Origin of the sequence: Micromonospora sp. RL09-050-HVF-A (assembly GCF_019374995.1) — a bacterium.
In the GTDB taxonomy this organism is placed as follows: Bacteria; Actinomycetota; Actinomycetes; order Mycobacteriales; family Micromonosporaceae; genus Micromonospora; species Micromonospora antibiotica.
Genome location: NZ_JAGKQP010000002.1, coordinates 4,541,928 through 4,568,253, shown reverse-complemented (window position 1 = coordinate 4,568,253; position 26,326 = coordinate 4,541,928). Strand labels below are relative to the sequence as shown.

Here is a 26,326-nt window from a genome sequence, read left to right as displayed (position 1 = left end):
CTCCATCACATCAGTGCAATCGCTTGCACACAAAGGGTGTTCGCTCAATTTCCAACGATTGCTGTCAATACATCGTCGAGCGTGACCACACCCAGGGGGCGGCGACCGTCGCTCACCAGCACCATGTGCCGCCGCTCGCGTCGCATCGCCAGCAGCAGATCGGCCAGCGTACGGTCCGGTGGCACCACGGCCAGCGGCCGGTAGACCTCGGCCGGCACCGGTGCCCGACGGGACGCCCCGGCGTACCCCAGGACGTCCTTGACGTGCACGAAGCCCAGCACCCGGCGGGTGGAACGCTGCACCACCGGGAAGCGGGACCGGCCGGTGGTGGTCGCCAGCACCTCCAGAGAGGCCGGTGAGACGTCCTCGGCCACCGTGGTCACCGTCGACCACGGCTGCAGCGCGTCCGCCGCCGTCCGGGCGTGCAACGCCAACGCGCCGGTGATCCGGGCGTGCTCCTCGGCGTCGAGCAGCCCCTCGGTACGGGCCTGGGCCACCAGCCCGGCCAACTCCTCGGCGGTGAAGACCGTCTTGACCGCGTCGGCGGCCTCCACCGCCCACAGCCGCAGCACCTGCCGGGCCGCCCACTTCATCGCCAGCAGCAGCGGCTTGGTGGCCAGGCAGAACGCCAGCATCGCCGGCCCCAGCCAGAGCGCCGACGGCTCCGGCCCGGCCAGGGTGATGTTCTTCGGCACCATCTCGCCGACCACCGTGTGCAGGAAGACCACCACGCCCAGGGCGATCAGGAAGGAGACCGGGTGCACCGCGCCCGCCGGCAGCAGCACCGCGTGGAACACCGGCTCCAGCAGGTGGGCCAGGGCCGGCTCGGCGATCGCGCCCAACCCGAGCGAGCAGACGGTGATGCCGAGCTGCGCCCCGGCGATCATCAGCGGGATCTGGTTCATCGCCGACAACGCCCACCGGGCCCGCTTCGAGGTCGCGGCCAACGGCTCCACCACCGTGTGCCGGGACGCGATCAACGCGAACTCGCTGCCCACGAAGAACGCGTTGCCGAGCAGCAGCACCACCGCCACCAGCAGCTCAGTCATCGACGTGCGGCTCCTCGGGGCGAACCACCCGGACCTGTTCGATCCGGTGCCGCTCCACCTCGACGACGGTGAACTCGTAACCGTCCGCCCCGGTCGTCTCGCCGGGCAGCGGGATGTGCCCCAGCCGGGCCATCAGGAACCCCGCCAGCGTCTCGTACGGCCCCTCGGGGAGCCGGAAGCCGGTCTGCTCGTACAGTTCGTCCTCCCGCAGCACCCCGTCGACCAGGACGGTCCGTTCCCCACCCGGCACGGTCAGCCCGGTGTCGTGGGCGTCGTCCACCGTGGCCGGGTCGAACTCGTCGGCGATCTCCCCGACCAGCTCCTCGACCAGGTCCTCGACGGTCACCACCCCGTCGGTGCCGCCGTACTCGTCGACCACGATCGCCAGGTCGGACCCGGCGGCCTTCAACGCCGCCAGCACGCCGTCGAGGTCGAGGCTCTCCGGCACGTACACCGGCTCGCGGGCGACCGAGGCGACGGTGGTGCCGGCCCGCGCGGCCAGCGGCACCCCGAGCGCGTCGGGTACGGCCGCGACCCCGGTGACCAGGTCGAGGGTCTCCTCGTAGACCGGGAACCGGGTCCGACCGGTCCGGCGGGACAGGTCGAGCAGCTCGGCGACGGTGGCGGTGGCCCGCAGCGCGATCACGTCCACCCGGGGGGTCATCGCCTCGGCGGCCCGCTTGTCGCCGAAGCGGATGGTGCGCCGCAGCAGCATGGCGGTGTCCGGTGGCAGCGCCCCGGCGCGGGCCGAGATGGCCGCGAGCAGGCCCAGTTCCTCCGGGGAGCGGGCGCTGGCCAACTCCTCCTGCGGCTCCACCCCGAGCTGGCGGACCAGCCGGTTGGCCGAGTTGTTCAGCCCTCTGATCAGCCAGCCGAAGGCCCGCGAGAAGGCGCGCATCGGCCCGGCGGTGGCCAGCGCTGCCGGCATCGGCCGGGCCAGCGCCAGGTTCTTCGGCACCAGCTCGCCGAAGAGCATCGAGAGCAGGGTGGCCAACGCCAGGGCGAGCAGCGGACCGAACCGGTCCGCACCGCCCAGCGGGGCCAGCAGCGGGTCGAACAGCCGGGCGAGGGCCGGTTCGGCCAGGTAGCCGGTGAGCAGCGCGGTGAGGGTGATGCCGAGCTGCGCCCCGGAGAGCTGGAAGGACAGTTCGCGCAGCGCCCGACGGACGGTGGCGGCGGTGGTGTCGCCGGCCTCGGCCCGCCGGTCGATCTCCGCCCGATCGACGGTGACCAGGGCGAACTCGGCCGCAACGAAGAACGCGTTGCCGGCGGTCAGCAGCACGAAGCCGACCAGGGGCAACAGCGTACCGAGCAGCAGAGAGTCGATGGGCGTGATTGTTTCACGACCGCGTCCCGCAGTCACCGGGGCGTGGCTCACCGTCACCGGCGTCGTCGGATCGGCCCAGCGGCGGGACTCGCGCCACCGGGTTAGCGTGGACGGCATGGCACCACTCACCCTCGCCGACGAACTGGTCCTGCTCGCCTACGACGACACCGGGGTGAACCGGCTCGGCCGGCCCCACCTCGACTACGGGCTGTCCGGGGCGGTCCTGCTGGAGCTGGCCCTCGCCGGTCGGGTCGAGGTGGCCGACGACCGGCTGGCGGTGACCGACCCGACTCCGGTCGGCCGGCCGGTGCTCGACGACGCCCTCGCCCGGGTGGCCGCCGACGGCAAGCGTCGCCGACCCAAGGACTGGATCAGCCGGCTGGCCAAGGGGCTGCCCGACCGGGTGCTGTCGGGTCTGGTCGACACGGGGGTGCTGCGCCGGGACTCCGACCGGGTGCTGCTGGTCTTTCCGCGTACCCGCTATCCGTCGCCGACCGGCGCGGAGCCGACGGCGGAGACGGCGGCCCGGCAGCGGATGCTCGACGCGCTGCTCGCCGACGGCCCGGTGGAGGCCCGGACGGCCGCGCTGCTCGGCCTGACCCGGGCGGTGGGGCTGGACCGCAAGCTCTTCCGGGAGCTGCCCAAGGAGCGGCTCAAGGCCCGCACCACGGAGATCGCCGACGGGGACTGGGCGTCCGCGGCGACGAAGAAGGCGATCGAGGAGACCCAGGCCGCGATCATGATGGCGACCACGGTGACCACCACGGCCGCCATCATCACCACCACGACGTCCTGACGACCGCTGCGGCGGCGGCACCGGTGGGTGCCGCCGCCGTCGTGCGTCCGCCCCGGCGGGGGTACGACCTCAGCCGGCGGTCGGCGCGGTCTCCTTCTCGCCCGGCGCGGTGTCCGGCTTGACCGAGCGCAGCAGCACGCTGGCCACGTCGACCACCTCGACCTGCTCGCCGGCGCCCTTGCCGTTCACCCCGTCGTTGAGCATCGTCGAGCAGAACGGGCAGCCGACGGCGACCGTGCGCGCCCCGGTGGACATGGCCTCCTCGACCCGGTCCACGTTGATCCGCTTGCCGATCTTCTCCTCCATCCACATCCGGGCGCCGCCGGCGCCGCAGCAGAAGGAGCGCTCGCTGTTGCGGGGCATCTCGATCAGGGTGCCGTCGGCGCTGCCACCGCCGTTGACGGCGCTGCCGAGCACCTCCCGGGGCGCCGCGAAGACCCGGTTGTGCCGGCCCAGGTAGCAGGGGTCGTGGTAGGTGACGCCGCCGTCGACCGGCTGCACCGGGGTGAGCTTGCCGGTGCTGACCAGGTGGGCCAGGAGCTGGGTGTGGTGGACCACCTCGAACTCGCCACCGAGCTGGCCGTACTCGTTGCCGAGGGTGTTGAAGCAGTGCGGGCAGGTGGCGACGATCTTGCGCTTGGTCTTGTCCCGGCCCTCGAACGCCTCGTTGAGGGTCTCGACGTTCTGCTGGGCGAGCATCTGGAAGACGAACTCGTTGCCGATCCGGCGGGCCGGGTCACCGGAGCAGGTCTCGCCCTCGCCGAGGATGGCGAAGGAGACGCCCGCCTCGTTGAGCAGGGTGGCGACCGCCCGGGTGGTCTTCTTGGCCCGGTCCTCGAACGCCCCGGCGCAGCCGACCCAGAACAGGTACTCGAAGTCGTCGACCTCGCCGACCCGGGGCACCGGGAAGCTCAGGCCCTTGGTCCAGTCCTCGCGGGTGTTCTGCGGGGCACCCCACGGGTTGCCCTTGTTCTCCAGGTTGCGCAGCATGACGCCGGCCTCGGACGGGAAGCTCGACTCGATCAGCACCTGGTAGCGCCGCATGTCGACGATGTGGTCGACGTGCTCGATGTCGACCGGGCACTGCTCGACGCAGGCCCCGCAGGTGGTGCAGGACCACAGCACGTCCGGGTCGATCACACCGCCGGCCTCGGCGTCACCGATCAACGGCTTGTCGGCCTCGGCGAGGGTGAGCACGTCGAGGTGGGCGAGCTGCGCCGCGGTGGCCTTCTCCTCGCCGGTCAGGTCCTTGCCGCCCCCGGCCAGCAGGTAGGGCGCCTTGGCGTACGCGTGGTCGCGGAGGCTGAGCACGAGCAGCTTGGGCGACAGCGGCTTGCCGGTGTTCCAGGCCGGGCACTGCGACTGGCAGCGCCCGCACTCGGTGCAGGTGCTGAAGTCGAGCAGCCCCTTCCAGGTGAACTGCTCGACCTGGGCGACGCCGAACTGGTCCTTCTCGGGGTCGGCCTCCTCGAAGTCGAGCGGCTTGCCCTGGCTCGTCATCGGCCGCAGCGGGCCGAGCCCGGAGCCGGCCGGCCGGTCCGGCTCGCGCTTGAAGAAGATGTTGAAGAACGCCAGGAAGCGGTGCCAGGCGACGCCCATCGTCACGTTCAGCGCGATGACGATCAGCCAGGTCATCGAGATGACGATCTTGATGAGGGCGGCGATGCTCACGCCGGCCGGCCAGGCGGGCAGCAGCGCGCCGACGGCGTGGCTGACCGGGGTGGCCCAGAGCGGGTACTCGAAGTGGTCGGTGGCGACCTTGAAGCCCCGGATCACGAACCCCATGACCAGCACGGCGAGGACGACCGCCTCGACGAAGTAGCCCTGCCACATGGTGGAGCCGGTGAACCGGGAGCGCCCACCCGGCCGGGTCGGCCGGTTGCGGATCCGGATCGCGATCAGCACTGCGATGCCGACCGTGCCGAGCACCGCGATCACCTCGGTGACCAGGCCGTACACGGCGAGGCCACCGATCAGCGGCAGCCCGCCGGTCGACGAGACGACCTCGAAGTACGCCTCCAGCACGAGCAGTGACAGCACGATGAAGCCGACCATCACGAACCAGTGCGCGGCCCCCACCACGCCCCACCTGAGCATTCGGGTGTGGCCGGCCGTCTCGACCAGCATGGTCTTCGCCCGGGTGCCCTTGTCGGTGAACCGCTCCGGCGCGGGTTGCCCCAGCCGGATGACGGCCACCATCTTCCGCACCGCACGCACCGCGAGCCACACCGCCACCGCGGTGATGGCGGCGGCGAGGACCGTGGTGACGATCTGGACGCTGCCCATCGAGTTGGCCTCCCGGTCTGCTGCCTGGCGAGCGGCGCGGCGGCCGGGGCCGGTTCAGGAGGTGCCCGGCCTGCCGCCGCCGCACCCCCGACCGGACCGGTCGACGACCTCGCTCCGCTCGGTCATGCGGTGCAGCCTACGCGAAAGTTACCCGACGGTAACGTGAATCTTCTCGCACCAGGCCACGCCGCCCTGCGGACACCATAGGGGGCCCGACGCCGAAGCGCCGGGCTGGGGGCGTACGCGATGACCTGGGTCGTGTCGTGGAGGGCGCCGCAGCGCCGGGCTCAACGCCAGCGGGAGAGCAGCACCAGGGAACCCACCATCGCGCCGAAACCGACCGCGAGGTTCCAGTAGCCCCACGAGGCGACCGGATACTCCTGCTCGGAGAGGTAGTAGACCACCAGCCAGCCGATGCCGCCGACGATCAACGCGACAGCGGTCACCGGCAGCCACACCGGGCTAGGCTTGCGCGTCGCCGCGGTCGTCGTCGGACGGACGTCCGTCGGCGGGGTGTACACCTTCTTCTTACGGACCTGAGACTTGGGCACGACGCTCTCCAGAGGGGTGACGACCTCGTCCGGCCTGACAACCGGGCGCGGGGGCGACGGTCCATGGCCAATAATGTTCGACAGCTAGCGTAGTCCGGAAGGCCGGTTCAGGCCATGAATGGGGTCGATCCGGTGCCCACGGTGACCGGATTCGGTCGGGTCGACGCGCCGTCGACGACCCGATCCGCACCGTGACGGGCGTCACCAGACGACGGGAGAGGAACGCAGGGTGGAGTACACATCCGGTGCGGCGTCCTGGCAGAAGGCCATGCGCCGGGCGGTCGCCGCCTTCCTGCCCCGCCGCCCCCGGCAGCGCCGACCGGGCTGGTCGATCGGCGTGCCACTGATCGCCGCCGCCGCCGGACTGCTCTTCACCACCACGGCGACCACGGCGGGCGGCACCGCCCTGCGGGAGGACCGCCGGCCCCAGCTCACCCAGCTGATCGAGGACCGCCGGGAGCAGGTGGCCGCCAGCGAGCTGCGGGCCGCCCGGCTGCGCGCCGATGTGGAGGGCGAGACCGAGACCCTGGCCGACACCGACGCACCGATCAAGGAGCAGCGGGACCGCGCCCAGGGCCTCCAACAGGCGGCCGGCTTCACCGCGCTCACCGGCTCCGGGGTGACGGTCGAGTTGAACGACGCCCCCCGCCGCAACGACGGCACCCTACCCAAGGGCGCCACCAACGACGACCTCGTCGTCCACCAGGGTGACGTGCAGGCCGTGGTCAACGCGCTCTGGGCCGGAGGCGCGGAGGCCATGTCCATCATGAACGTCCGCGTGCTCTCCACCAGCGCGGTACGCTGCGTCGGTAACACCCTGCTGCTGCACGGCCGGGTGTACTCGCCACCATTCAAGATCGTAGCAATCGGCGATCCCGCTGCCCTCCAGCAGGCCCTCGCCGGCTCGCAGGGAGTCGGGTTGTTCAAGCAGGCGGTCGACCACTACCAGCTCGGCTACTCCGAGCACGTCGGCTCCGTCACCGTGCCCGCGTTCGAGGACTCCACGGCGCTGCGATCGGCGACGGTGCCGCGATGACCCGGCAGGGCGGGGGTCCGCACGGCGGCGACCAGCACGACGAGCCGACCGCGTTCCTCCCCAGGGTCGACCGGTCCACGCCGCCCGCCGCCACCCGCACCGAGCCGGCCCGCCCGGAACCCACCGGCCCCTGGCCCACCCCCGTGCTCCCGGCACGCCAACCGCCACCCGCCTGGCCGGGCGGCCCCGCCCCCGGCACGGGCCACGGTCGGGGCGTACCCGGGAATGGGCCGGTGGAGCGCGGCCGGCCGGGACCGGACCACCCGGCGGACCCGGCGGCCACGGCGCTGCTGCCGGTGGTGCCGGCCCGACCGAACAACCCGGCGCTGGACTCCACCGCCCTGATGGGGGCGGTGCCGCCCGCCCCCGAACACCCCGGCTCCGGCGAGCCCGCCCCGCCACCACCCCCGCCCCGGCGGGGTGAGCGGGTCGTGCAGCTGCGCCCGGAACAGACCGGGGAGGGCTACAAGAGCGTCTACTCGGAGCTGACCCGGCCCAGCTTCGGCTCACGGCTGCGCACCGGGGTACGGGTCAGCGGCGAAGTGCTGATCACCTTCGGACTGGTGGTGCTCCTGTTCGCCGGGTACGAGATCTGGGGCAAGTCCGCCCTCGTCGACGCCCACCAGAGCAAACTCAACAAGCAACTAGAACAGGCGTGGGGCCCGACCGGCGACCCGACGGTCAGCCCGAGCACCCCGGCCAAGCAGGTCGCCCCCGCCGAGGGCAAGCCCATCGCCGGGCTCTACATCCCCAGCCTCGACAAGAACTGGGTGGTCGTCGAGGGCGTCACCCAGGAGGACATCCGGTACGCCCCCGGCCACTACCCGAAGAGCGCGCTCCCCGGCGAGGTGGGCAACTTCTCCGTGGCCGGGCACCGCAACCGGGCCACCTTCTGGCGGCTGGACGAGCTGAAGACCGGAGACGCGATCCTGCTGGAGGGCAAGCAGGACTGGTACGTCTACAAGGTCTACCAGACCCGGATCGTCCGCCCCGACCAGGTAGAGGTCGTCGCTCCGGTGCCGGGCGAGCCGAACGCGAAGGCCACCCGCAAACTGCTCACCCTGACCACCTGCAACCCCAAATTCGACAACTACCAGCGGCTGATCGTCCACGCCGAGCTCGACCGCGCGCAGCCCAAGTCCGAGGGCCCACCGCCGGAACTGCGAGGCTGACCACGGTGTACTCGTTCATCTGGCGCAAGCTGCCCTTCGGGCTGCCCGGCAAGCTCATCGGATCGGTGCTGCTCGCCACCGCGACGGTGGCGCTGCTCTGGTATGTGATCTTCCCCTGGGCCGAGCCGCTGCTGCCCTTCGACGACGTCCAGGTGACCCAGGACTCCGGCAACCCGGGCGGCGACTCCGCCGTCGATCCCGACGCGCCGGCCGGCGACGGGCACGACCTGCCGTACGACACCGACCGAAACAACACCCCACCCGCCCCCTCTCCGGACCAGTGAGCCCATGCGTGTCCTCGTGATCGACAACTACGACTCCTTCGTGTTCAACCTCGTGCAGTACCTGGGCCAGCTCGGGGTGGAGTGCGAGGTCCGCCGCAACGACGAGATCGACGTCGCCGAGGTCGGCCGGGTCGGCGCGGCGGGCGTCCTGCTCTCGCCGGGGCCGGGCAGCCCGGACCGCGCCGGCATCTGCCTCGACGTCATCCGCCGGTACGCCGGGGAGCTGCCGATCTTCGGCGTCTGCCTCGGCCACCAGGCGATCGGTGAGGCGTTCGGCGGGACCGTCACCCGGGCACCGGAGCTGCTGCACGGCAAGACCTCCGAGGTGCGGCACCACTCCGTCGGGGTGCTGGCCGGCCTGCCGGACCCGTTCACCGCCACCCGCTACCACTCGCTGGCGGTGCTCCCCGAGACGCTCCCCGACGAGCTGGAGGTCACCGGCTGGACGGAGTCCGGTGTGGTGATGGCGATGCGGCACCGGACCCTGCCGATCGAGGGGGTGCAGTTCCACCCGGAGTCGGTGCTCACCGAGGGCGGCCACCTGATGCTGGCGAACTGGGTCGCCGCCTGCGGGCACCCGGAGGCCCTGGAACGCGCCCCGGAGCTGGCCGCCGAGGTCGACGCCCGCCGCCGGGCCGCCTTCGCCACCAACTGACACGGCCGACGCCGCCCGAGCGCCGGGGCACGCGCCGACCGGTGCCGGTCGGTCACCGCCGAAAGAGCCAGGCCCGGTCCAACCGGACCGGGCCTGAACGTCATCGCAGGGTACGGGTCACTGGTCCTCGACCCGGAACGGCGGGGTGGGCGGCAGCGGGAACCCGCCCCCGGTGCCGTCACCGGGCGGTGTGGTGGTCGGCACCGGCGTGGTCGGGGTCGGCGGGGTCGGCGGCTCGGTCACCTCCGGCACGCTCACCACGATGGTGACCGTGCTCCCCTTCGTCTTCTTGGTGCCGGCCTTCGGGTTCTGGCTCTGCACCTTGCCGGCCTCGTCCGCCGGCACCTCCGAGCCGAGTTCGGGGTTGGCCTTGAAACCGGCGTTCTCGATGGCCCGGATGGCTTCCGCCTGGCTGAGGTCCTTGACGTTCGGCACCTCACGGACGTTGCCCCGGGAGACGGTCAGGGTGACCTTGGTGCCCTCCGGCACCTTCTCCCCCTCGGGCGGGGACACGTCGAGGACGATGTCCTCGTTCTCCTCGCTGTCCTTGTCCACGACGGTGACGACGAACTTCGCGTCCTTCAGGCGAGCCTGCGCGCTGTCGACCTTGCTGCCCTTGAGGCCGGTCGGGATGCTGACCTCGGGCTTGCCGCCGCAGATGTTCACCGTCACCTGACGGTTCTCGGCCAGCGGGGTGCCGGCCGGCGGGTCCTGCCGGGCGACCGTACCCACCTTGCAGGTGCTGTCGAAGACCTGGTCACCGGTCGCCGGCACCAGGCCGGCGTTGCGGATCTCGGTGAAGGCGGCGTCCTGCGTCTTGCCCGCCAGGTTGGGCACCGGGCTCGTCTTGGTCTCGTCGCCGTTCATCAGCAGGGCCGCGACCAGGGCGATCACCGCCAGCACCCCGACCGCCGCGAACGCCGCGATCACCCAGGCGGAACTCTTGCGCCGCTGCGGGTCACCGACCCGGGCCGGGATGTGCCGGGTCTGCTGACCGACCATCTGCGTCGGGTAACCGGCCGCAGCCGCCGCCATCGGGGTGGTCTCGTCCTGGCTCATCACCGGGGTCGCCATCACCGGCCGGCCGGCGGCGGCACGGAGCAGGTCGGCCCGCATCTCACCGGCGCTCTGGTAGCGGTTGAGCGGGTTCTTGGACAGCGCCTTCAGCACGATCGCGTCGATCGCCGGGGTCACGTCCGGGTTGATGTCGCTGGGCGTCGGCGGGGCCTCCCGCACGTGCTGGTACGCCACGCTGACCGGGCTGTCGCCGACGAACGGCGGATGACCGCAGACCAGCTCGAACAGCACGCAGCCGGCGGCGTACACGTCGGAGCGGGCGTCGACGGCCTCGCCGCGCGCCTGCTCCGGGGAGAGGTACTGGGCCGTGCCGATCACCGCGCTGGTCTGGGTCATCGTGGTGGCGCCGCTGGCCAGGGCACGGGCGATGCCGAAGTCCATCACCTTGACCTGACCGGTCTGGGTCAGCATCACGTTGCCGGGCTTGATGTCCCGGTGGATGATCCCGTGCCGGTGGCTGAACTCCAGGGCCGCGCACATGTCGGCGCAGATCTCCAACGCCCGGCGCGGCTGGAGCCGCCCCTCGACGCCGAGGACCTCCTTGAGGGTCCGCCCGTTCACGAACTCCATCACGATGAACGGAAGGGTCTCGCCGGTCGGGGCGGTCTCCTCGCCGGTGTCGTAGACGGCGACGATCGCCGGGTGGTTCAGCGAGGCGGCGTTCTGCGCCTCGCGGCGGAACCGCATCTGGAAGGTGGCGTCCCTGGCCAGGTCTGTCCGGAGCATCTTGATCGCGACGTCCCGACCGAGCCGGAGGTCCCGGCCGCGGTGCACCTCGGCCATGCCGCCGTAACCGAGCAGCTCGCCGACCTGGTACCTGCCACCGAGCAGGCGGGCCTGGGCTGTCATCGCGTTCGTCGTCCTTCGCTCGTCGTCGTCTCGCCGGCACCCGGTTCGAGCCGTACCACCCGACGGTACGACGTCCCGGCCGGATCGTCGCGTCCGAAGGCACTCAGCGCGCCGGACGTCATCTGGGGCGCGCTGGGATCACCGGCGCTGGTCCGCTGTCGCGCCGCGTAGGCGAGCACCCCGGAACAGACCAGCACCAGTACCGCCAGCAGAATCGCCAGGGTCACCATGCCGGACCGGGAACGCTGTGGCGGGGCCGGGGGTGGGAGCGGCTGCCGGGCGTACCCCATGGGTCGGTCGACACGCAGCGGGGCCGACGGGACTGCCGCCGCGCCCCGGGGCTGCTGCGGATAGGGCCGGGTCATCGGGGTGGCCTGGACCGGCGGGCGCTGCTGCGCCACCGGTGGCTGCGGGTGCCGGGCGGCTACCGGCGGCCTGGCCTGACCGCTGACGGGTGGCCGGGACTGCCCACCGACCGGCGGACGGGCCTGCCCGCTGACCGGCGGACGGTGCTGGTGGGCCAGCGCCGCCGGCTGCTGCCGGGGTACGGCGGGCACCTGGGCCCGGGCCATCGGGCCGGCGGGGGAGGCCGGCGCCGCCCCGGAGACCGGGCCACCCGAGACCGGACCACCGGACACCGGACCACCGGACACCGGGCCGGGATGTCCGCCCCCCGCTCGGGCCTGCTGGGAGAGGACCTGCTTGGCCTGCCGGGCAACGGCGGCCAGGGCGGCGGCGCTCGGCCAGCGGTGGCCGGGCTCCTTGGCCATGGCCCGCTCCACGATCGCCTTGACCTGCGGCGGGATGTCCCCGGGCAGGGCCCGGGGAGTGTCCCGGACGTGCCGCATGGCGATTTCGAGGGGGTTGTCGCCTTCGAAGGGTCGCCGACCGGCCAGGCACTGGTAGGCCACGACACCGAGGGCGTACACGTCGGAGGCGGGGGTGGCCACCGCGCCGGTGGCCTGCTCGGGGGAGATGTACGAGGCGGTGCCGAGCACCGATCCGGCGGCGGTGAGCTGACCGACCAGCTCGGACCGGGCGATGCCGAAGTCGGTCAGCACCAGCGTCCCGTTGGGCCGGACGAGCAGGTTGCCCGGCTTGACGTCCCGGTGCACGATGCCCTTCTCGTGGGCGGCGTGCAACGCGTCGGCGGCCTGGGCGAGCAGCGCCATCGTCCGGGCCGGGGTGAGCCGGCCGACCCGGCTGAGCGTCGCCGACAGGGCGTCGCCCTCGACGTACTCCATCACCAGGAAGGCGATCTCCTGGTCGCTGCCGAAGTCGTAGACGTCGACCACGCCGGGGTGGTTGATGGTGGCCATGGTGCGCGCCTCGCCCCGGAACCGTTCGGCGAAGCCGGGCTCGTCGAGCAGCGCCGGGAGCAGGCTCTTCACCGCGACCGTACGGCCCAGCACCTGGTCGGTGCCGCGCCACACGTCGCCCATGCCGCCGCTGGCGATCCGCTCGTCGAGACGGTAACGGTTGCCGAGCTGCACCCCGGGGCTGAGCATGTCAGCGGCCCCCCGCATCGGCGATGGCCGCCTGCATGATCTTGCCGCCGATCCGGGCCGCCTCGGCGCTGCCGCCGCTGCCGGCCTGCTCCAGCTCCACGCAGACCGCGGAGACGGCGTTGCCGTTCTTGTCCAGCGCGAAGCCGATGAACCAGCCGTGGTCGGGCCGGTCCGGGGCGGACTGGGCGGTGCCGGTCTTGCCGCCGACGGTGTAGCCGTCGATGTCCGCCGAGCTGCCGGTGCCGTTCTTGACCACGCTGACCATCATGTCCCGCAGGTCGTCGGCGACCTGACCGCTGACCGGCTGGCGCAGCTCCCGGGGCTGGGCGTTGTAGTAGCTGGTGGTGCGGTCCGGCCCGAGGAGCTGCTTGACCAGGTAGGGACGCATCTGCCGGCCCTTGTTGGCGACCGAACCGGCGATCAGCGCCCCCTGGAGCGGGGTCATCCGGACGTTGTTCTGGCCGATCGAGGACTGCGCCAGCGCGGCGGGGTCGGTGCCGCCGTCGGGGTTCTGCATGTCGCCGGTCCGGCTGGCCGCCACCGGCAGGCCCCCCTCGCCGAGCTGCCCGACGGTGAGGTCGTCCTGCTCGAAGCCGAACTGCCGGGCCTTCTCCTTCACCGTGTCCGCGCCGAGCTTCACGCCGAGCTGGGCGAAGCCGGTGTTGCACGACTCGGTGACCGCGTCCATCAGGGTGACCTGCGCCTCCGGGCAGATCGACGGGGCGGCGTTGCGGATCGGCGTGCCCGAGGTCGGCGGGGTCCAGCTGGGACCGGCCGGGATCTCGGTGTCCTTGCCGACCCCGTTCTCCAGGGCGGCGGCGGCTATCACGATCTTGAAGGTGGAGCCGGGCGGCAGCACCTCCGACAGCGCCCGGTTCTTCAGCGGGCCGTCCGGGTCCTGCTCGTACTTGTTGTAGGCCGCGGAGGCCACGTTGGTGTCGTGGTCGACCAGCGGGTTCGGGTCGAAGCTGGGCATCGAGACCAGCGCCTGCACCGCACCGGTACGCGGGTCGATGGCGATGGCCGCGCCCTTCTTCACCCCGTTGCGGTTGTTGCGCAACTGTTCGTAGGCGGTGTCCTGGGCCCGCTTCGAGATGCTCAGCAGCACGTTGCCGCCGCCGCTCTCGTCGCCGGTGAACATGTCCTTGATCCGGTTGCCGAGCAGGGCGTCGCTGGTGCCGGCGAGGAAGTCGTTCTCCAGCCGTTCGATGCCGGTGTCACCCAGGTTGACCGGCTTGTAGCCGAGCACGTGGGCGTACTTCGTCCCCGCCGGGTAGCTGCGCTGGAACTTCAGCTTGCCGCCGGTCTCCTTGCTGGTGGCCACGGCGGTGCCGCCGGCCTCGATGTTGCCCCGCCGGCGCTCGTACTCGGCCACCTGGACCCGGCCGTTGTAGTCGCTGTTGCGGTATTCGTCCGCCTTGTAGGCCTGGATCCAGTTCAGGTTGGCGAAGAGCAGACCGAACAGGACCATGACGACGACGCCGACGCGGCGCAGGGGCGCGTTCACGGGCGGATCACCTCCGTGGGAGCACCGTGCAGCTGTTCCGGCGGGCCGCCACCCGGCCGGGCCGCCGGGCCGCCACCCTGGGCCACCGGCCGCCGGGCGGCGTCGGAGATACGCAGCAGCACCGCGATGAGCAGCCAGTTCGCCATCAGCGACGAGCCACCTGCGGACAGGAACGGGGTGGTCTGACCGGTCAGCGGAATGAGCTTGCTGATCCCGCCGACGATCACGAAGACCTGGAGCCCCAGGGTGAAGGCGAGACCACCGGCGACCAGCTTGCCGAACGAGTCCCGCACCGCCAGCCCGGCCCGCAGCCCCCGCTCGACGACGAGCAGGTAGACCACCAGCAGCGCGGTCAACCCGAACAGGCCGATCTCCTCACCGATGCCGGCGAAGATGAAGTCGTTCTGCACCTCGGGGATCTCCAGCGGCTCCCCGGCACCCGGCCCGGACCCGAACAGGCCACCGCTGCCCAGGCCGAGCAGCCCCTGCACCAGCTGGTAACCCCGGTCGTACGGCTCGGCGAACGGGTCGAGCCAGATCTCCGCGCGGGTGTAGAAGTTGGCGAACGGCCCACCCACAGTGCCACCGAGCACGTACGCGAGGTAGGCGCCGCCGAAGAAGAGGACGAGACCGATCAGCAGCCAACTGACCCGTTCGGTGGCGATGTAGAGCGTCACCACGAACATGCCGAAGTAGAGCAGCGACGTGCCGAGGTCCTTCTCGAAGACCAGGACCAGCAGGCTGATCAGCCAGACCCCGACCACCGGGCCGAGATCCCGGCCACGCGGGAAGTCGATGCCGAGGACGCGGCGGCTGGCCAGCGACAGCACCTCACGCTTGCGGACCAGGTAGTAGGCGAAGAAGACAAGCAGTGCGAGCTTGGCGAACTCACCGGGCTGGATGCTGAACCCACCGACCCGGATCCACAGCTTCGCGCCGTTGATCTCGGAGAACCGGCCGGGCAGCACCGCCGGGATCATCACCAGCACGATGCCGGCCAACCCCAGCGTGTACGCGTACCGGGAGACCGCCCGGTGGTCGCGCATCACCACCAGCAGCCCGGCGGCCAGGATCACCGCGGCCAGCGTCCAGGCCAGCTGGCGGCCACCGGTGCCGGCGAAGATGGCCAGCGTCTCCCGGTCGGCGGGAGCGGCCTTGCCCAGGTCGAGGCGACGCAGGAAGCCCACCCCGATGCCGTTGAGCAGGGCCACCGCCGGTAGCAGGGCAGGATCGGCGAACGGTGCCAACCACCTGATCACCAGGTGCATACCGAAGAAGACCAGCCCCAGCGCGGCGGCCGGCATCCAGAAGTCGCGGGTGACGGTGTCGAGCAGGTTCGCCTCGACGATCGCCCCGTACGCGGCCACCAGCACCATCGCCAGCGCCAGCAGGGACAGTTCGGCGTTACGCCGGGACCGCGCCATACGTACGCCGGGCCGCTCGCCCGTCGTGGCGGGCGAGACTACCGGCTGGGCCGCTGCGGTCAAGAAGGTGTCCCTCGGATCTCAGCCGGCGGTCACTCGGGCGACCGGCAGCCCGCCGGGTCTCCGGCCGGCGGAACCGCGTCGGAGGCCGAGGCGTCGGGTGTGGTGGGCGGCGTGGGGGTGCCGGTGACGATCGGCACGCCGGTCGCGCCGGGGCTGGTCGCCCCGGGGCTCGGCGGCACCGTTGAGTTCGCCGGCACCGGGGAGCCGGTGACGAGGGAGGGAACCGGCGGGCAGACCGGCTTCAGGTTCGGGTTGCCCGGGTCCTCGCTGGTCAGCTCGGCCAACCGGCGCAGCGCGTCCGGCCGGCTCTTGGCCTGGATGCCCTGCTTGACCTGCTCCTGGGCGGCCAGGGTCAGGTCGTCGAGCTTGGCCTGGCTGGTCGAGTTCACGCTGGACAGGTCGAGGCCGGCGACCTGGCCGGGGACCCCCCGGAAGACCGCGAGCTGCCCGTTGTCGGTCGCCCCGACGTAATACTGCCGCTGGGTGTAGCTCCAGCCGGCGAAGAGGCCACCACCGAGGATGACCAGCAGGGCCGCCAGCATCGCCACGGTACGCAGCGGCCGGCGGGGGCGCTCCGGGTCGTCGTCCCGGTTGGCGGCGGGTTCCTCCGGGGCGGGCGGTCGCGGGGCGGCCAGCGCCGACGCGCGGGCCGCCGGGGTGGAGTCGTCGGCCGCGGTGGCCATCCCCCGGTCCCGGGCGGCGGCCCCGCCGACGATCGGGCTCGCCTCGACGATGTCCTGGTCGGTGGCGTCCGCGATGATCACGGTGATGTTGTCCGGGCCGCCGCCGCGCAGGGCCAGCTGCACCAGCCGCTCGACGCACTGCTGCGGGTCGGTGTACTCCCGGAGGCTGTCGCCGATGGTCTCCGCGCTCACCACACCGGAGAGGCCGTCGCTGCAGATCAGGTAGCGGTCCCCGGGCAGCACCTGCCGGACGCTGTATTCCGGGTCGATGTCCCGGCCGTCGAGGGCGCGGGTGAGCAGCGAGCGCTGGGGGTGGCTGCTCGCCTCCTCCGCGCTGATCCGTCCCTCGTCGACGAGCATCTGGACGTAGGTGTCGTCCTTGGTGATCTGGGCGAACTCGCCGTTGCGCAGGAGGTAGGCACGCGAGTCGCCGATGTGGACCATGCCGAGCTTGCTGCCCGAGAAGAGGGTCGCGGTGAGCGTGGTGCCCATCCCCTCCAGCTGCGGGTTGGCGTCCACGGTGTCGCGGAGCTGCTGGTTGGCGGTGCCCACGGCCGATCGCAGCGCGTCGACGAGCGCGTCCCCCGGGACGTCCTCGTCGAGCGGCGCCATGGCACCGATGACGATGTTGCTGGCGACGTCACCGGCGGCCATGCCGCCCATGCCGTCGGCGACGGCGAGGAGCCGCGGCCCGGCGTAGACGGAGTCCTGGTTTCCGTCTCGGATCAGACCGCGGTCGCTGTGGGCCGCATAGCGCAGGGTCAGAGTCATGGCCGTAATTCGAGAGAGGTGCGGCCGATACGGATCGGCACGCCGAGGGGGACGGGGGTTGGTCCGGTGACCTTAGCGCGATCGAGGTACGTGCCGTTAGTCGAGCCGAGATCCTCGACGAACCACTGACCGTCCCGGGGCACCAGCCGGGCGTGCCGGGCGGAGGCGTAGTCGTCGGTGATGACGAGGGTGGAGTCCTCGGCCCGACCGATGGTGATCTGCGCTTCGCCGAGGGTGATCCGGGTGCCGGCGAGCTGGCCGGCGGTGACCACCAACTGGTGGGCCGCCCGGCCCCGCTTCGCCTTCGCCGGTTTCGCCGCCTGCTGCTGGGTCGAGGCGCCGACCCCCCGCGGCGCGGCCACCAGCCGGCCCGACCGGGCACCGGCGAACAGATCCCGACGGATGACACCCACCACCGTGAACACGAAGATCCACAGCAGGATGAGGAACCCGAACCGGGCGACGGTGATGACGAGTTCCGGCAAGGCGGGTCAGCCGTCCACGCGGAAGGTCAGCGTCGTGGTGCCGAGCTGGATCATGTCGCCCGGGTTGAGGGCGACCGCCGAGACCCGCTGGCCGTTGACCATGGTCCCGTTGGTGGACCCGAGGTCGGTCAGCACCACCTGGCCGCCGTCGAAGTCCAGCCGGGCGTGCCGTCGGGAGATCCCGACGTCGGGCAGGCGCAGGTTGGCCTGGTCGCCCCGGCCGATCACGGTCGAGCCCATCTGCAACGGATAGGTGCGGCCGTCGCCCGAGACCAGCCGGACGTTGCGCGCGCCGCCACCGCCGTGGCCGGGCGGCGGGCCGTAGCCGCCGCCCTGGTCGTACGCCGGGTAGGCCGGCGGGCCGGGGTCGTAGCCGCCCGGGGAGGACACCGGGGCGACCTCGCCGCCGGTGTAGACCTCAGCGGTGACCCGGAACATGCCGGTGTCCAGCCCCTCGCCCCGCTCGACCTCGACGATCACGTCGCCGTAGACCGTCCACGCCTGCTCACCGATGAACTCCGCCTGAGACTGGGCCAGCTCCTGGGCCAACGCAGCGGCGTACGGCGCCAACCGACTGTGGTCGTACGGGGAGAGATCGATCACGTAGCGGTTGGGCACCAGGGTGCGGCCACCAGCGAGGATGGCCTTGTGCGCCTCGGCCTCCCGCTGCATGGCGTTGAGGATCTCCACGGGGTGGACCACCCCTTTGAAGACCTTGGCGAAGGCCCCTTCGACCAGGCCTTCCAGACGCTTCTCGAAGCGTTGCAGCACGCTCACCGGCTCCTCCTCGGGTCCCGAGGACATGATGGTATCTGGACGGCGCGCGCGCAGCTCGCGCGCCGCTCGGCCACCGCGCGGCGGCCCGTTCGGAGCGGCCCCCAGGCCCGTGCTACTCTTTCGTCCGCCACGAAGGGTGACCGCTCGCAGGAACGGTAACCGGTCGAGGCGAGACCGCAGGACCGGGTAGCATGTTGCCGGCCCGCCGGAGACGGCGGAGTCGACGCGCACTACCGCGTTCGACGGTCGTGCCACGGGGATGTGGCGGAATGGCAGACGCGCACGGTTCAGGTCCGTGTGTCCGAAAGGACGTGGGGGTTCAACTCCCCCCATCCCCACCACCAGACGAGGGCTCCGCAGTCGCGGGGCCCTCACTTCGTATCGGGGCGTACCGGACGTCAGGCTATGCTCCGGTGGTTTTTCCAGCCTCCTACCTTTGACCAGGGGTGTCGTGTGAGTGTCGCGTTGGTGACCGGGTCGGGCGGTCTGATCGGTTCCGAGGCGGTCCGGCACTTCGCCGGGCTCGGTCTGGACGTGGTCGGCATCGACAACGACATGCGGCAGGAGTTCTTCGGCGCCGAGGCCTCGACCGCGTGGAACGTCCGGCGGCTGACCGACGAGCTGGGGTCGGCGTACGCGCACCACAGCATCGACATCCGCGACCGGGACACCCTCGGCAAGCTCTTCGCCCGGTACGGCCGGGACATCGCCGTGGTGATCCACACCGCCGCCCAGCCGTCGCACGACTGGGCGGTACGGGACCCGTTCACCGACTTCGACGTCAACGCCGGTGGCACCCTCAACGTCCTGCAGAACGTGCGGGAGCACTGCATCGAGGCGCCGGTGATCCACTGCTCGACCAACAAGGTCTACGGGGACCGCCCCAACAGCCTGCCGCTGGTGGAGCAGGAGACCCGCTGGGAGATCGAGTCGGGCCACCCGTACGAGCAGGGCATCCGCGAGGACATGTCGATCGACGCCTGCCTGCACTCGGTCTTCGGGGCCTCCAAGGTCGCCGCGGACGTGATGGTGCAGGAGTACGGCCGCTACTTCGACATGCGCACGGCCTGCTTCCGGGGTGGCACGCTGACCGGCCCGGCGCACTCCGCGACCGAGCTGCACGGCTTCCTCGGGTACGTGATGCGGGCCAACATGGAGCGCCGCACCTACAAGATCTTCGGCTATCAGGGCAAGCAGGTGCGCGACGCCATCCACAGCTCCGACGTGGTGTCGGCGTTCGAGGCGTTCTTCCGGGCGCCCCGCTCGGCGGCGGTCTACAACCTCGGCGGCGGCCGGCACTCCAACACCTCCAACCGGGAGGCGTTCGCCCTGGCCGAGGAGATCACCGGCCAGGAGATGATCACCGAGTACGTCGACGCGAACCGGATCGGCGACCACAAGTGGTGGATCGGCTCGAACGAGGCGTTCCAGGCCGACTACCCGGGCTGGAAGCAGGTCTACGACGTACCCATGATCATGCGGGAGATCTACCAGGCCAACGTCGACAAGTGGGTGCCGGGAGCATGACCGCACAGGGCAAGCGCAACGTCCTCGGCGTCCTGGTCGACGCCACCGACTACGCCTCGGCCACCGAGCAGGTCGTCGCGGCGGCCCGGGACCGCCGGCCGTTGGCGCTGACCGCGCTGGCCGTGCACGGGGTGATGACCGGGGTGCTCGACCCGGCGCACAACGCCCGGCTCAACTCCTTCGACGTGGTCACCCCGGACGGCCAGCCGGTGCGCTGGGCGCTCAACCTGCTGCACCACGCCGGCCTGGCCGACCGGGTCTACGGCCCGACGCTGACCCTGCACGTGCTGCGCCGCTTCGCCGACGAGGGCCTGCCGGTCTACCTGTACGGCTCGACCGAGGAGACCCTGGCGAAGCTGATCCCGGCGCTGGAGCGGATGTTCCCGGCCCTGAAGATCGCCGGGGTGGAGCCGTCGAAGTTCCGCGCGGTGCAGCCCGGCGAGGACGTCGAGATCGCCGACCGGATCCGGGCCAGCGGTGCCCGGTTGGTCCTGGTCGGCCTGGGCTGCCCCCGCCAGGAGGTCTTCACGTACGCGATGCGACCCCTGCTGGACATGCCGCTGATGGCCGTCGGCGCGGCCTTCGACTACCACGCCGGCCTGCTCCGGCAGCCGCCGCCGTGGATGCAGCGGGCCGGCCTGGAGTGGTTCTGGCGGCTCGGCCTGGAGCCGAAGCGGCTCTGGCGGCGGTACGTCATCCTCAACCCCGCCTACCTGACCCGCCTCGCCGGCCAGAAGACCGGCCTGTGGAAGGCCCGTCCGCCGGCCCCGGCCACCGAACGGCCGGCGACCTTCGCGGTCTGATCCGTCCACTGCGGACGACCGGCCGGGACGACGACCCGGTCGGTTCCGTGCCGCTGGGCCGACCGGCCGGGACACGGCCACCCCTACGGGATGCTCCGGGGTGGGAACAGGGGCTCGTCCCGGATTCGCCGCCCGCCGTTGTGGGCAAGGCTGTGTCCATGGATGGGCATCTCATCGTGTTGCTGTCGATCGCCGCCGTCTGGCTCGCCGCCGGCGTCGTGGCGGACGGCCTCCCCCGGCTGGATCGGGCCCGCGCGCTGCGACGGCGTACCGGATGGCTGCTCGCCCTCTCCGTGGCCGGGCTCGCACTGACCGCGACGGTGCTGGTCGCCGGCACGGTCAGCGGTGGGGACACCCCGGTCGACCGGGCCGCCGGGCAGCTCCCACTGGTGGCGGTGCCGGCGCTCGCGGTGGCGGTCTGCACGGTGCGCCGGGTCCGCCGGTTGCGGGCGGGCGCGGGCGCGTTCGCCGCCGCGCCGGAGACGCCCGCGCCGTACGGTCTGCGGGCCGCCGCCGGGCACCCGCTGGTCGGTCTACCGGTGCAGGTGACCGCGCTGGCCACCGTGCCGGGGCTGCTCACCGCCGCCGGGCTGGACCTGGGTGCCGGCAACGGGGTCACCGGGGTCGCGCTCACCTTCGGCGGGTTGGCCGTCCTCGCCATCGGGGTACGCCACGGCCTGCGGCACAACCGGCTCACGGAGCGGACGCTGCCGGGCACCGGACCCGCGCTGGTCGGCCTGCCCGCCTCACCGGCTGCGGCCGGCTCCCTGCACGTATAGCAGTTCCAAGATCGCCCGGGTCGCCTCGAACCACCGGTCCAGCCAGCCGGGCGGCGGTACGCTCCCCTTGGGCGGCAACTCCAGCAGCAGGCCACGCAGCAGCGGGTGGTCGATCATCGACTCGGGTGCCGTCGTTTCCCAGGTGTCCCTGGGAAACGACGGCTCGGCGAGCGGGTTCGGGTCGAGCGACGTCATCGGTGGCCCGGCCTGCTCGGGTGCGAGGACACCGTCGTCATCGAAGTCGGTGTCGCCGGCGCCCACCTCGGTGAGCATCGTGTCGCGGCGGGCGCTGCGGTACTTGCCGCCGAAGCGCTCGACCCGGCCCGGGCCGTGGGTGAGGTTTTCTGAACCGATCGTCGTCATGTGCTCTCGCCTGCCTCGCTTGGTTGCCGCCGCGTGTGGCGGGTCATCGACCAGCGCCGTACCGAGGGGTTCAACGATGCGGGGGCGCAAGTGGCGACGGGCCGGCCGGGGAGTGTCCCCCGACCGACCCGCGGTCAACGCCACGCTGCGTTGGTCAGTGTTGGCCGAACGCGCCGTTCCGAGCGTCGGCGACGAAGGCGTTCCATTCCCCGGGGGCGAATACGAGGGCGGGACCTGTCTTGTCCTTCGAGTCCCGCACCCCGACCGCCCCGATCACGTAAGCTACCTCGACGCAGTTGTCACAGTTCGGCCCACTTTTTGAGCTCTTGAACCAGGTCGCCTGCGTCAGGTCCTCGGGGAACCTCTTGGTCGCCATTTCCACAACGGCTCCTCTGCCAGTTCTGCGATGTGTGCGATGGACTCCTCCGGTCGCCTGGCCGCTGCCTGAATCTGATCGAAGATGAAGTTGTACTTCTGTAGCTCGTCGCTCTTCTCCAGGAAGAGCCCACCCGTGGCGTTCTCCGCGTACACGACATCCGGATCAACCGAGTCGGGGAAACCGAGAATCGTGAAGGTCCCGTCCATGCCGGCGTGCGCTCCCACCTCGAAGGGCAGGATCTGCAGCGTCACGTTCGGCAGTTCGGCCACCTCCACCAGCCGTCTGAGCTGACCACGCATCACCGCGTCGCCGCCCACCGGCCGACTCAACACCGCCTCATCGAGCACCACCCACAGATCGACCGGATCGTCCTGGGTCAACAACGACTGACGGCCCAATCGGACACGCACCCGTTGTTGCACCTGATCGGGAGAGATGTCCGGACGGGCCGCCTGGATCATCGCACTGGCGTACTCCTCGGTCTCCAGCAGACCGGGCACGACCTGCTGTTCGTACGCCCGGATGGAACCGGCCGCCGCCTCCAGGCCGACGTACGCCCCGACGAGCACCGTGCTGTAGGGGTGCCACCAGCCCTTCTGCCGCGCCTCGCGGGCGATCTGCACCAGCTCTTCGCTCTCCGCGCCCACCACCCCGTAGATGCGGAGCATGTCCCGGACGTCACGCGGGGTCGCCGAGGTGTGACCGGTCTCGATCCGGGAGACCTTGGAGGCGGAGCACTCCAACTGCTCGGCGACCGCCTCTATGGTGATCCCGGCACCGTCGCGCAGCCGGCGCAGCTCGGCCCCGAGCCGGCGACGCCGGATGGTCGGGCTCCGCCGTTCGCTCATCGGGGCGCCCCGGGTCCTGTTGACGGGGAAAGCTGGTGCCTCGGGCCCACCCGGTTACCTCCGGTCGATCGCGCCCGCGTCCATTACCGCCAAGGGCGCGACCGTGGGCGGCGGGCATCGTTCGCGGCAGGGGTGGAGCCCGGTCGCCGACCGGCCGCGGCGGGCGGAACCGGCGTCCAGTGTGCCGCCCCGGAGTCGGCGTGATCAAGCGCCCGGTTCACGTGTCGCACTCACGTATCGGCAAAAGTCGACGTGCAACTTGCATCTAGCACGACGCTGATGCAGTCTGTCCGTATGGTTCGAGTAACTCACCGCTTTCGACCGATCTCACCGAGTGATCATTACCGGGGGAGCGGACGGGCCGGCGGGCGCCCCGGACCAGTTGTGTCATCGAGACCTGCCTCGGGTTGATGACCCCACCGCTGCACGCCCGGAGGCTGCGGCGGTGGGAGCGGTAACACCCGTGAGCAGCCGGGTGATGGTCGGGTGGCGATCCACCACCAGCGGGTACGGCCCGACCAGCACCACATCGAGCACCGGCCCGCGAGGCACAACCCCGTCGCCGGACCCGCACCTCGTCCCCGTTCCGCACCGGCCGGCCCGCGACGCCGGCCATACCCTCCCAGGAGCCCATGTGCTTCCCCGCTCCGGTGACGTTCTGCACGTGACGCGTGCCGCCAGCGTGCAGTTCCTCAGGCCGATCACCTTCCGGGTGATCCGGGTGCTCGACTGGCCGACGTACGACGGTTGGCTCTGGCTTGACGGCTACCAGCTGAACGCGTCGGGAGACGCCGTCAGCCGCCGGTCGATCTTCGTCCAGCAGGCCGGACTGACCCAGCTCCGGGCGGCGACCGTGCCCCGTCAGCACCCCGCCCGTTCGCGCCGGCCGGTCAACCGCGCACCGATCGCGGTGGGCTGACTCCCCGATTACCAGGTCGGAGGGCGTACCGCCGCCATAGACTCGGTACGCCCACCCCGGCGAACGTCTCCACCCCGCGCGTTCCGGCCCCTGAACCTGGGATGGCCATGGTCAATCTGCCCGCCGCGCGGCGGCACCACAGGTCCCGTATCCGATACGCCTTCGGACTGCTCGCCCTGATCGGCGCGGTCATCACCGTCGCGGTGGTGACCCACTACCCGGCCACATCGGCCACCCGGCTCGCCGAGCCGGTACCGGCGCCCGAGATCACCGTGGTCGGGCAGGGCGACCTCCCGGCCGGCGACCCCGCCGCGCCCACCGACCCCGGCTCCGCCGCACCGGCCGACGCAGGTTCGGGAGCACCGGCCGACGCCGCCGCCCGCGAACCGGCCGCCCCTGGCCCTGACGGACCGGCCGACGCCGCCCCCCGCGAACCGGGCGACCCTGGCCACGGCGGACCGGCCGACGCCGCCGCCGGACCGATGGCCGACCCGAACGGCGCGCAGTCGGGGGTGGGCGGCGGCACGTCCACGCTCACCGAGCCCCGACGTCCCTCGGACGACCCGCAGACCGTCGCCCAGTCGCTCTTCTACTCCGGTCTGCTCGGGCTGGCCATCTCCCTGGCCGGTCTGGGTCTGGTGGGCACCCGACGCCGGATGTGGTGAGCCCCCGACGGGCCCGGTAGGCCCCAGACGGCAGGGTGGCGCGGCGACGGACTTCGACCCGGGCCGGCGGCGGAACCGTCACCCGGTGGGGCTGGCCGTCGGCGTGGCGGTGCCGGCCCCGGTCGGCGACGCCGTCGGCTCGGCGGCCACCACCAGGGTCACCTCGTCCCCCGGCGACACCAGTTCACCCTGCCCCGGGTCGGTGGACAGGACGGTGCCGGCCGGCCGGTCCGACTCCCGCGTCTGCACCCGGGAGGACAGGCCGAGTCGACCCAGCAGGTTCTCCGCGGTCTCCTGGGAGAGCCCGACCAGGGGTGGCACCGCGATGGCGGCGGGGCCGGTCGTCGGCGGGGTGGTCGGCGGAGTCGTCGGCGCTGCGGTGGTCGGCGCGCTCGTCGTCGGGGCACGGGTCGGGGCGGTCGTGGTCGGGGCGGTCGGCGGTGGGGTCGGTGTCTCGTCCGACGGGGAATCCACCGCCCGCAGGGCCAGCCAGATCCCTGCTCCGACGAGCCCGAGCAGCAGCAACCCGAGGACGCCCAGCAGGATCGGCGTCCACCAGCGCCGGCCGCGCTGATCCTCGCCGTACCACTCGGCCGGCTCCCGGGGCTCGTCCGGACGCGGCGGTGGCACCCCGGCCCGCCCGGACCACACCGGCGAACCGGCCGGCCCGCCACCGACCGGCGGCAACGGACGGGTCGCGTCCACCGGCTCCTGCCGGGCGGTGGCGTCGGGCGGCCCACCGGCCCCCGGTCGTGCCGGTGGCAGCGGGCGGGTCGCGTCGTCGGCGGGTGGCTCCTGGCGGTCGTCGCTCATCGCACGTCCTCTCGCCACCTGGCGGGCGGTAGGCCCCGGACCCGGGGTCGGTGTCCCCGGCCGGCCAGACGGTCGTGGCCCTCGGCCCCCAACGTAACGGTCGGAGGCACCATCCACCGGGATGGACGCGACGACCCGCCCCCTACCCCGTCGGCGTCGCCTCGGCCGTCGGCGTCGGACCGTCACCGCAGGAGATCGCCACCGCGTCGTTCCAGTGCGCGGTCGCGTCGGCCGCCGGCACCTGGGCGGTGACCTCGCCCCGGTTCCCGGTCGGATACCGGGGGAACAGGCCGACGTCACCCAGCTCGTCGGCCGCGTCCGAACAGTCCTCGCCGACCAGGTCCGGCACCTCGACCTCGGGGGCCGGCCCGCTGACCTCGACCCGCACCGTGGTGCCCGGCCGGACCGAGGTGTCCTGGGCGGGCACGGTACGGACCACCGTCCGCCCGGAGCCGGTGCCGAAGACCAGCCGCCAGCCGAGCTTGCGGTCGTGCAGTTCGTCGCGCGCCTTCTCGAAATCGAGACCGACCAGCCGGGGCACGGTCAGGCCACCCTTGGTCGCGGCGGGCGGCGGCGGGGGCGTCGTGGCCCGCGCGGTGGTCGGCGGGGCGGTGGTCGGCGCGGCGGACGGGCTCACCGGTCCGGGGCCCGCCGCCGCCGGGGTGGCCCCCGTGTCGGGGGTACCGGGGTCGGCCAGCACCCACCCGACGGTGCCACCGACGGCGGCCAGCAGCACCGTCGCCAGGGTGCCGCCGAGCAGCAGCCTGCCCCGGCCGGGCCGGTCGCGTTCCGCAGTGTCCTGTTCGGTGTACTCGTCGTCCATGCCGCTCCCGCCTCGTCCCCGAGACGGTACCGGCCGCTGCCCACCGGTCACCGGCCGTGCTCCGCCGCTCGTCCGACTCGCCGCCCCGACCAGGGGACGCTACAGTC

Annotated in this window: 26 protein-coding genes and 1 tRNA gene; 11 read left to right on the top strand and 16 right to left on the bottom strand. The window is 72.1% G+C overall.

The annotated features are described in order from the left end of the window. Window positions 1–44: 44 nt before the first annotated feature. Together J7462_RS20065 and J7462_RS20060 are read right to left on the bottom strand one after the other, a co-directional pair. A complete protein-coding gene (locus tag J7462_RS20065; RefSeq protein WP_219465458.1) occupies window positions 45–1,049 on the bottom strand; it encodes a hemolysin family protein in 1,005 nt (334 codons plus the stop codon). Next, entirely contained in the window at window positions 1,042–2,349 is a 1,308-nt protein-coding gene (locus J7462_RS20060; protein WP_255598825.1) for a hemolysin family protein, read from the bottom strand. Before J7462_RS20060 ends, J7462_RS20065 begins: the two co-directional genes overlap by 8 nt. A 142-nt stretch (window positions 2,350–2,491) precedes the next feature. Between J7462_RS20060 and J7462_RS20055 the strand changes: the two genes are divergently transcribed. Then, complete coding sequence (locus J7462_RS20055) at window positions 2,492–3,172, top strand: GPP34 family phosphoprotein (protein WP_255597803.1); 681 nt, start codon at window positions 2,492–2,494, stop codon at window positions 3,170–3,172. A gap of 69 nt (window positions 3,173–3,241) precedes the next feature. On the opposite strand, the gene J7462_RS20050 is transcribed toward J7462_RS20055, so the two are convergent. Both J7462_RS20050 and J7462_RS20045 read right to left on the bottom strand, forming a co-directional pair. Continuing rightward, window positions 3,242–5,458 (bottom strand): (Fe-S)-binding protein, encoded by a 2,217-nt coding sequence (locus J7462_RS20050; RefSeq protein ID WP_219465453.1) that lies wholly within the window; start codon window positions 5,456–5,458, stop codon window positions 3,242–3,244. Window positions 5,459–5,745: 287 nt separating this feature from the next. Next, entirely contained in the window at window positions 5,746–6,009 is a 264-nt protein-coding gene (locus tag J7462_RS20045) for a cell division protein CrgA (RefSeq protein WP_208565236.1), read from the bottom strand. A 229-nt stretch (window positions 6,010–6,238) separates the two neighbouring features. On the opposite strand from J7462_RS20045, the gene J7462_RS20040 reads away from it, so the two are divergent. The 4 genes from J7462_RS20040 to J7462_RS20025 are packed head-to-tail and all read left to right on the top strand — an operon-like array spanning window position 6,239 to window position 9,156. After that, entirely contained in the window at window positions 6,239–7,045 is an 807-nt protein-coding gene (locus J7462_RS20040) for a DUF881 domain-containing protein (protein WP_208565235.1), read from the top strand. After that, window positions 7,042–8,217 (top strand): class E sortase, encoded by a 1,176-nt coding sequence (locus tag J7462_RS20035; RefSeq protein WP_219465450.1) that lies wholly within the window; start codon window positions 7,042–7,044, stop codon window positions 8,215–8,217. The genes J7462_RS20040 and J7462_RS20035 overlap by 4 nt, the downstream gene beginning before the upstream one ends. A gap of 5 nt (window positions 8,218–8,222) precedes the next feature. Continuing rightward, entirely contained in the window at window positions 8,223–8,501 is a 279-nt protein-coding gene (locus J7462_RS20030; RefSeq protein WP_208565233.1) for a hypothetical protein, read from the top strand. A 4-nt stretch (window positions 8,502–8,505) separates the two neighbouring features. Further along, the gene (locus J7462_RS20025; protein WP_208565232.1) at window positions 8,506–9,156 is read left to right on the top strand and encodes an aminodeoxychorismate/anthranilate synthase component II; all 651 of its coding nucleotides are present in this window, start codon (window positions 8,506–8,508) and stop codon (window positions 9,154–9,156) included. A 117-nt stretch (window positions 9,157–9,273) separates the two neighbouring features. On the opposite strand, the gene pknB is transcribed toward J7462_RS20025, so the two are convergent. The 7 genes from pknB to J7462_RS19990 form a co-directional block, all read right to left on the bottom strand. Then, on the bottom strand, window positions 9,274–11,082 hold the full coding sequence (gene pknB, locus J7462_RS20020) for a Stk1 family PASTA domain-containing Ser/Thr kinase (RefSeq protein WP_219465449.1): 1,809 nt from the start codon (window positions 11,080–11,082) through the stop codon (window positions 9,274–9,276). After that, entirely contained in the window at window positions 11,079–12,590 is a 1,512-nt protein-coding gene (locus J7462_RS20015; protein WP_219470500.1) for a serine/threonine-protein kinase, read from the bottom strand. The genes pknB and J7462_RS20015 overlap by 4 nt, the downstream gene beginning before the upstream one ends. A 1-nt stretch (window position 12,591) precedes the next feature. After that, window positions 12,592–14,097: a penicillin-binding protein 2 gene (locus tag J7462_RS20010; protein WP_219465448.1), complete on the bottom strand. Its 1,506-nt coding sequence runs from the start codon at window positions 14,095–14,097 to the stop codon at window positions 12,592–12,594. Then, entirely contained in the window at window positions 14,094–15,521 is a 1,428-nt protein-coding gene (locus J7462_RS20005; RefSeq protein ID WP_208565229.1) for an FtsW/RodA/SpoVE family cell cycle protein, read from the bottom strand. Before J7462_RS20005 ends, J7462_RS20010 begins: the two co-directional genes overlap by 4 nt. A 92-nt stretch (window positions 15,522–15,613) precedes the next feature. Then, window positions 15,614–17,038 carry a PP2C family serine/threonine-protein phosphatase gene (locus J7462_RS20000; protein WP_219465447.1) on the bottom strand — a complete coding sequence of 475 codons (1,425 nt, stop codon included), beginning with the start codon at window positions 17,036–17,038 and terminating at the stop codon, window positions 15,614–15,616. Further along, window positions 17,035–17,523, bottom strand: coding sequence for an FHA domain-containing protein (locus J7462_RS19995; RefSeq protein WP_208565227.1), 489 nt, complete (start codon window positions 17,521–17,523; stop codon window positions 17,035–17,037). Before J7462_RS19995 ends, J7462_RS20000 begins: the two co-directional genes overlap by 4 nt. 6 nt (window positions 17,524–17,529) lie before the next feature. Beyond that, window positions 17,530–18,327, bottom strand: a complete 798-nt coding sequence (locus J7462_RS19990) for a DUF3662 and FHA domain-containing protein (RefSeq protein ID WP_208565226.1) — start codon at window positions 18,325–18,327, stop codon at window positions 17,530–17,532. 228 nt (window positions 18,328–18,555) lie between these two features. On the opposite strand from J7462_RS19990, the gene J7462_RS19985 reads away from it, so the two are divergent. The 4 genes from J7462_RS19985 to J7462_RS19970 all read left to right on the top strand — a co-directional run bounded on the left by J7462_RS19985 (window position 18,556) and on the right by J7462_RS19970 (window position 21,409). After that, window positions 18,556–18,641 (top strand) — tRNA-Leu (locus J7462_RS19985). 112 nt (window positions 18,642–18,753) lie between these two features. After that, on the top strand, window positions 18,754–19,827 hold the full coding sequence (locus J7462_RS19980) for an NAD-dependent epimerase/dehydratase family protein (RefSeq protein ID WP_219465446.1): 1,074 nt from the start codon (window positions 18,754–18,756) through the stop codon (window positions 19,825–19,827). Continuing rightward, entirely contained in the window at window positions 19,824–20,630 is an 807-nt protein-coding gene (locus J7462_RS19975; protein WP_219465445.1) for a WecB/TagA/CpsF family glycosyltransferase, read from the top strand. The genes J7462_RS19980 and J7462_RS19975 overlap by 4 nt, the downstream gene beginning before the upstream one ends. Before the next feature lie 158 nt (window positions 20,631–20,788). After that, window positions 20,789–21,409 (top strand): hypothetical protein, encoded by a 621-nt coding sequence (locus tag J7462_RS19970; RefSeq protein ID WP_255597800.1) that lies wholly within the window; start codon window positions 20,789–20,791, stop codon window positions 21,407–21,409. On the opposite strand, the gene J7462_RS19965 is transcribed toward J7462_RS19970, so the two are convergent. The 3 genes from J7462_RS19965 to J7462_RS19955 all read right to left on the bottom strand — a co-directional run bounded on the left by J7462_RS19965 (window position 21,377) and on the right by J7462_RS19955 (window position 22,999). Further along, window positions 21,377–21,772: a hypothetical protein gene (locus J7462_RS19965; RefSeq protein WP_219465444.1), complete on the bottom strand. Its 396-nt coding sequence runs from the start codon at window positions 21,770–21,772 to the stop codon at window positions 21,377–21,379. The two genes, J7462_RS19970 and J7462_RS19965, sit on opposite strands and share 33 nt — an antisense overlap. 154 nt (window positions 21,773–21,926) lie before the next feature. Further along, on the bottom strand, window positions 21,927–22,148 hold the full coding sequence (locus tag J7462_RS19960) for a DUF397 domain-containing protein (RefSeq protein ID WP_091253343.1): 222 nt from the start codon (window positions 22,146–22,148) through the stop codon (window positions 21,927–21,929). Continuing rightward, the gene (locus J7462_RS19955) at window positions 22,118–22,999 is read right to left on the bottom strand and encodes a helix-turn-helix transcriptional regulator (RefSeq protein ID WP_219465443.1); all 882 of its coding nucleotides are present in this window, start codon (window positions 22,997–22,999) and stop codon (window positions 22,118–22,120) included. Before J7462_RS19955 ends, J7462_RS19960 begins: the two co-directional genes overlap by 31 nt. A 634-nt stretch (window positions 23,000–23,633) precedes the next feature. Here J7462_RS19955 and J7462_RS19950 point away from each other — a divergent pair. After that, entirely contained in the window at window positions 23,634–23,918 is a 285-nt protein-coding gene (locus J7462_RS19950) for a hypothetical protein (protein WP_219465440.1), read from the top strand. A gap of 101 nt (window positions 23,919–24,019) precedes the next feature. Then, window positions 24,020–24,583, top strand: a complete 564-nt coding sequence (locus J7462_RS19945; RefSeq protein ID WP_255597797.1) for a hypothetical protein — start codon at window positions 24,020–24,022, stop codon at window positions 24,581–24,583. A gap of 78 nt (window positions 24,584–24,661) precedes the next feature. Here the strand turns inward: J7462_RS19945 and J7462_RS19940 are convergent, their stop codons facing one another. Further along, window positions 24,662–25,396, bottom strand: a complete 735-nt coding sequence (locus J7462_RS19940; protein WP_219465439.1) for a PASTA domain-containing protein — start codon at window positions 25,394–25,396, stop codon at window positions 24,662–24,664. Window positions 25,397–25,538: 142 nt separating this feature from the next. Beyond that, on the bottom strand, window positions 25,539–26,219 hold the full coding sequence (locus J7462_RS19935; RefSeq protein ID WP_219465438.1) for a PASTA domain-containing protein: 681 nt from the start codon (window positions 26,217–26,219) through the stop codon (window positions 25,539–25,541). Window positions 26,220–26,326 lie beyond the last annotated feature (107 nt).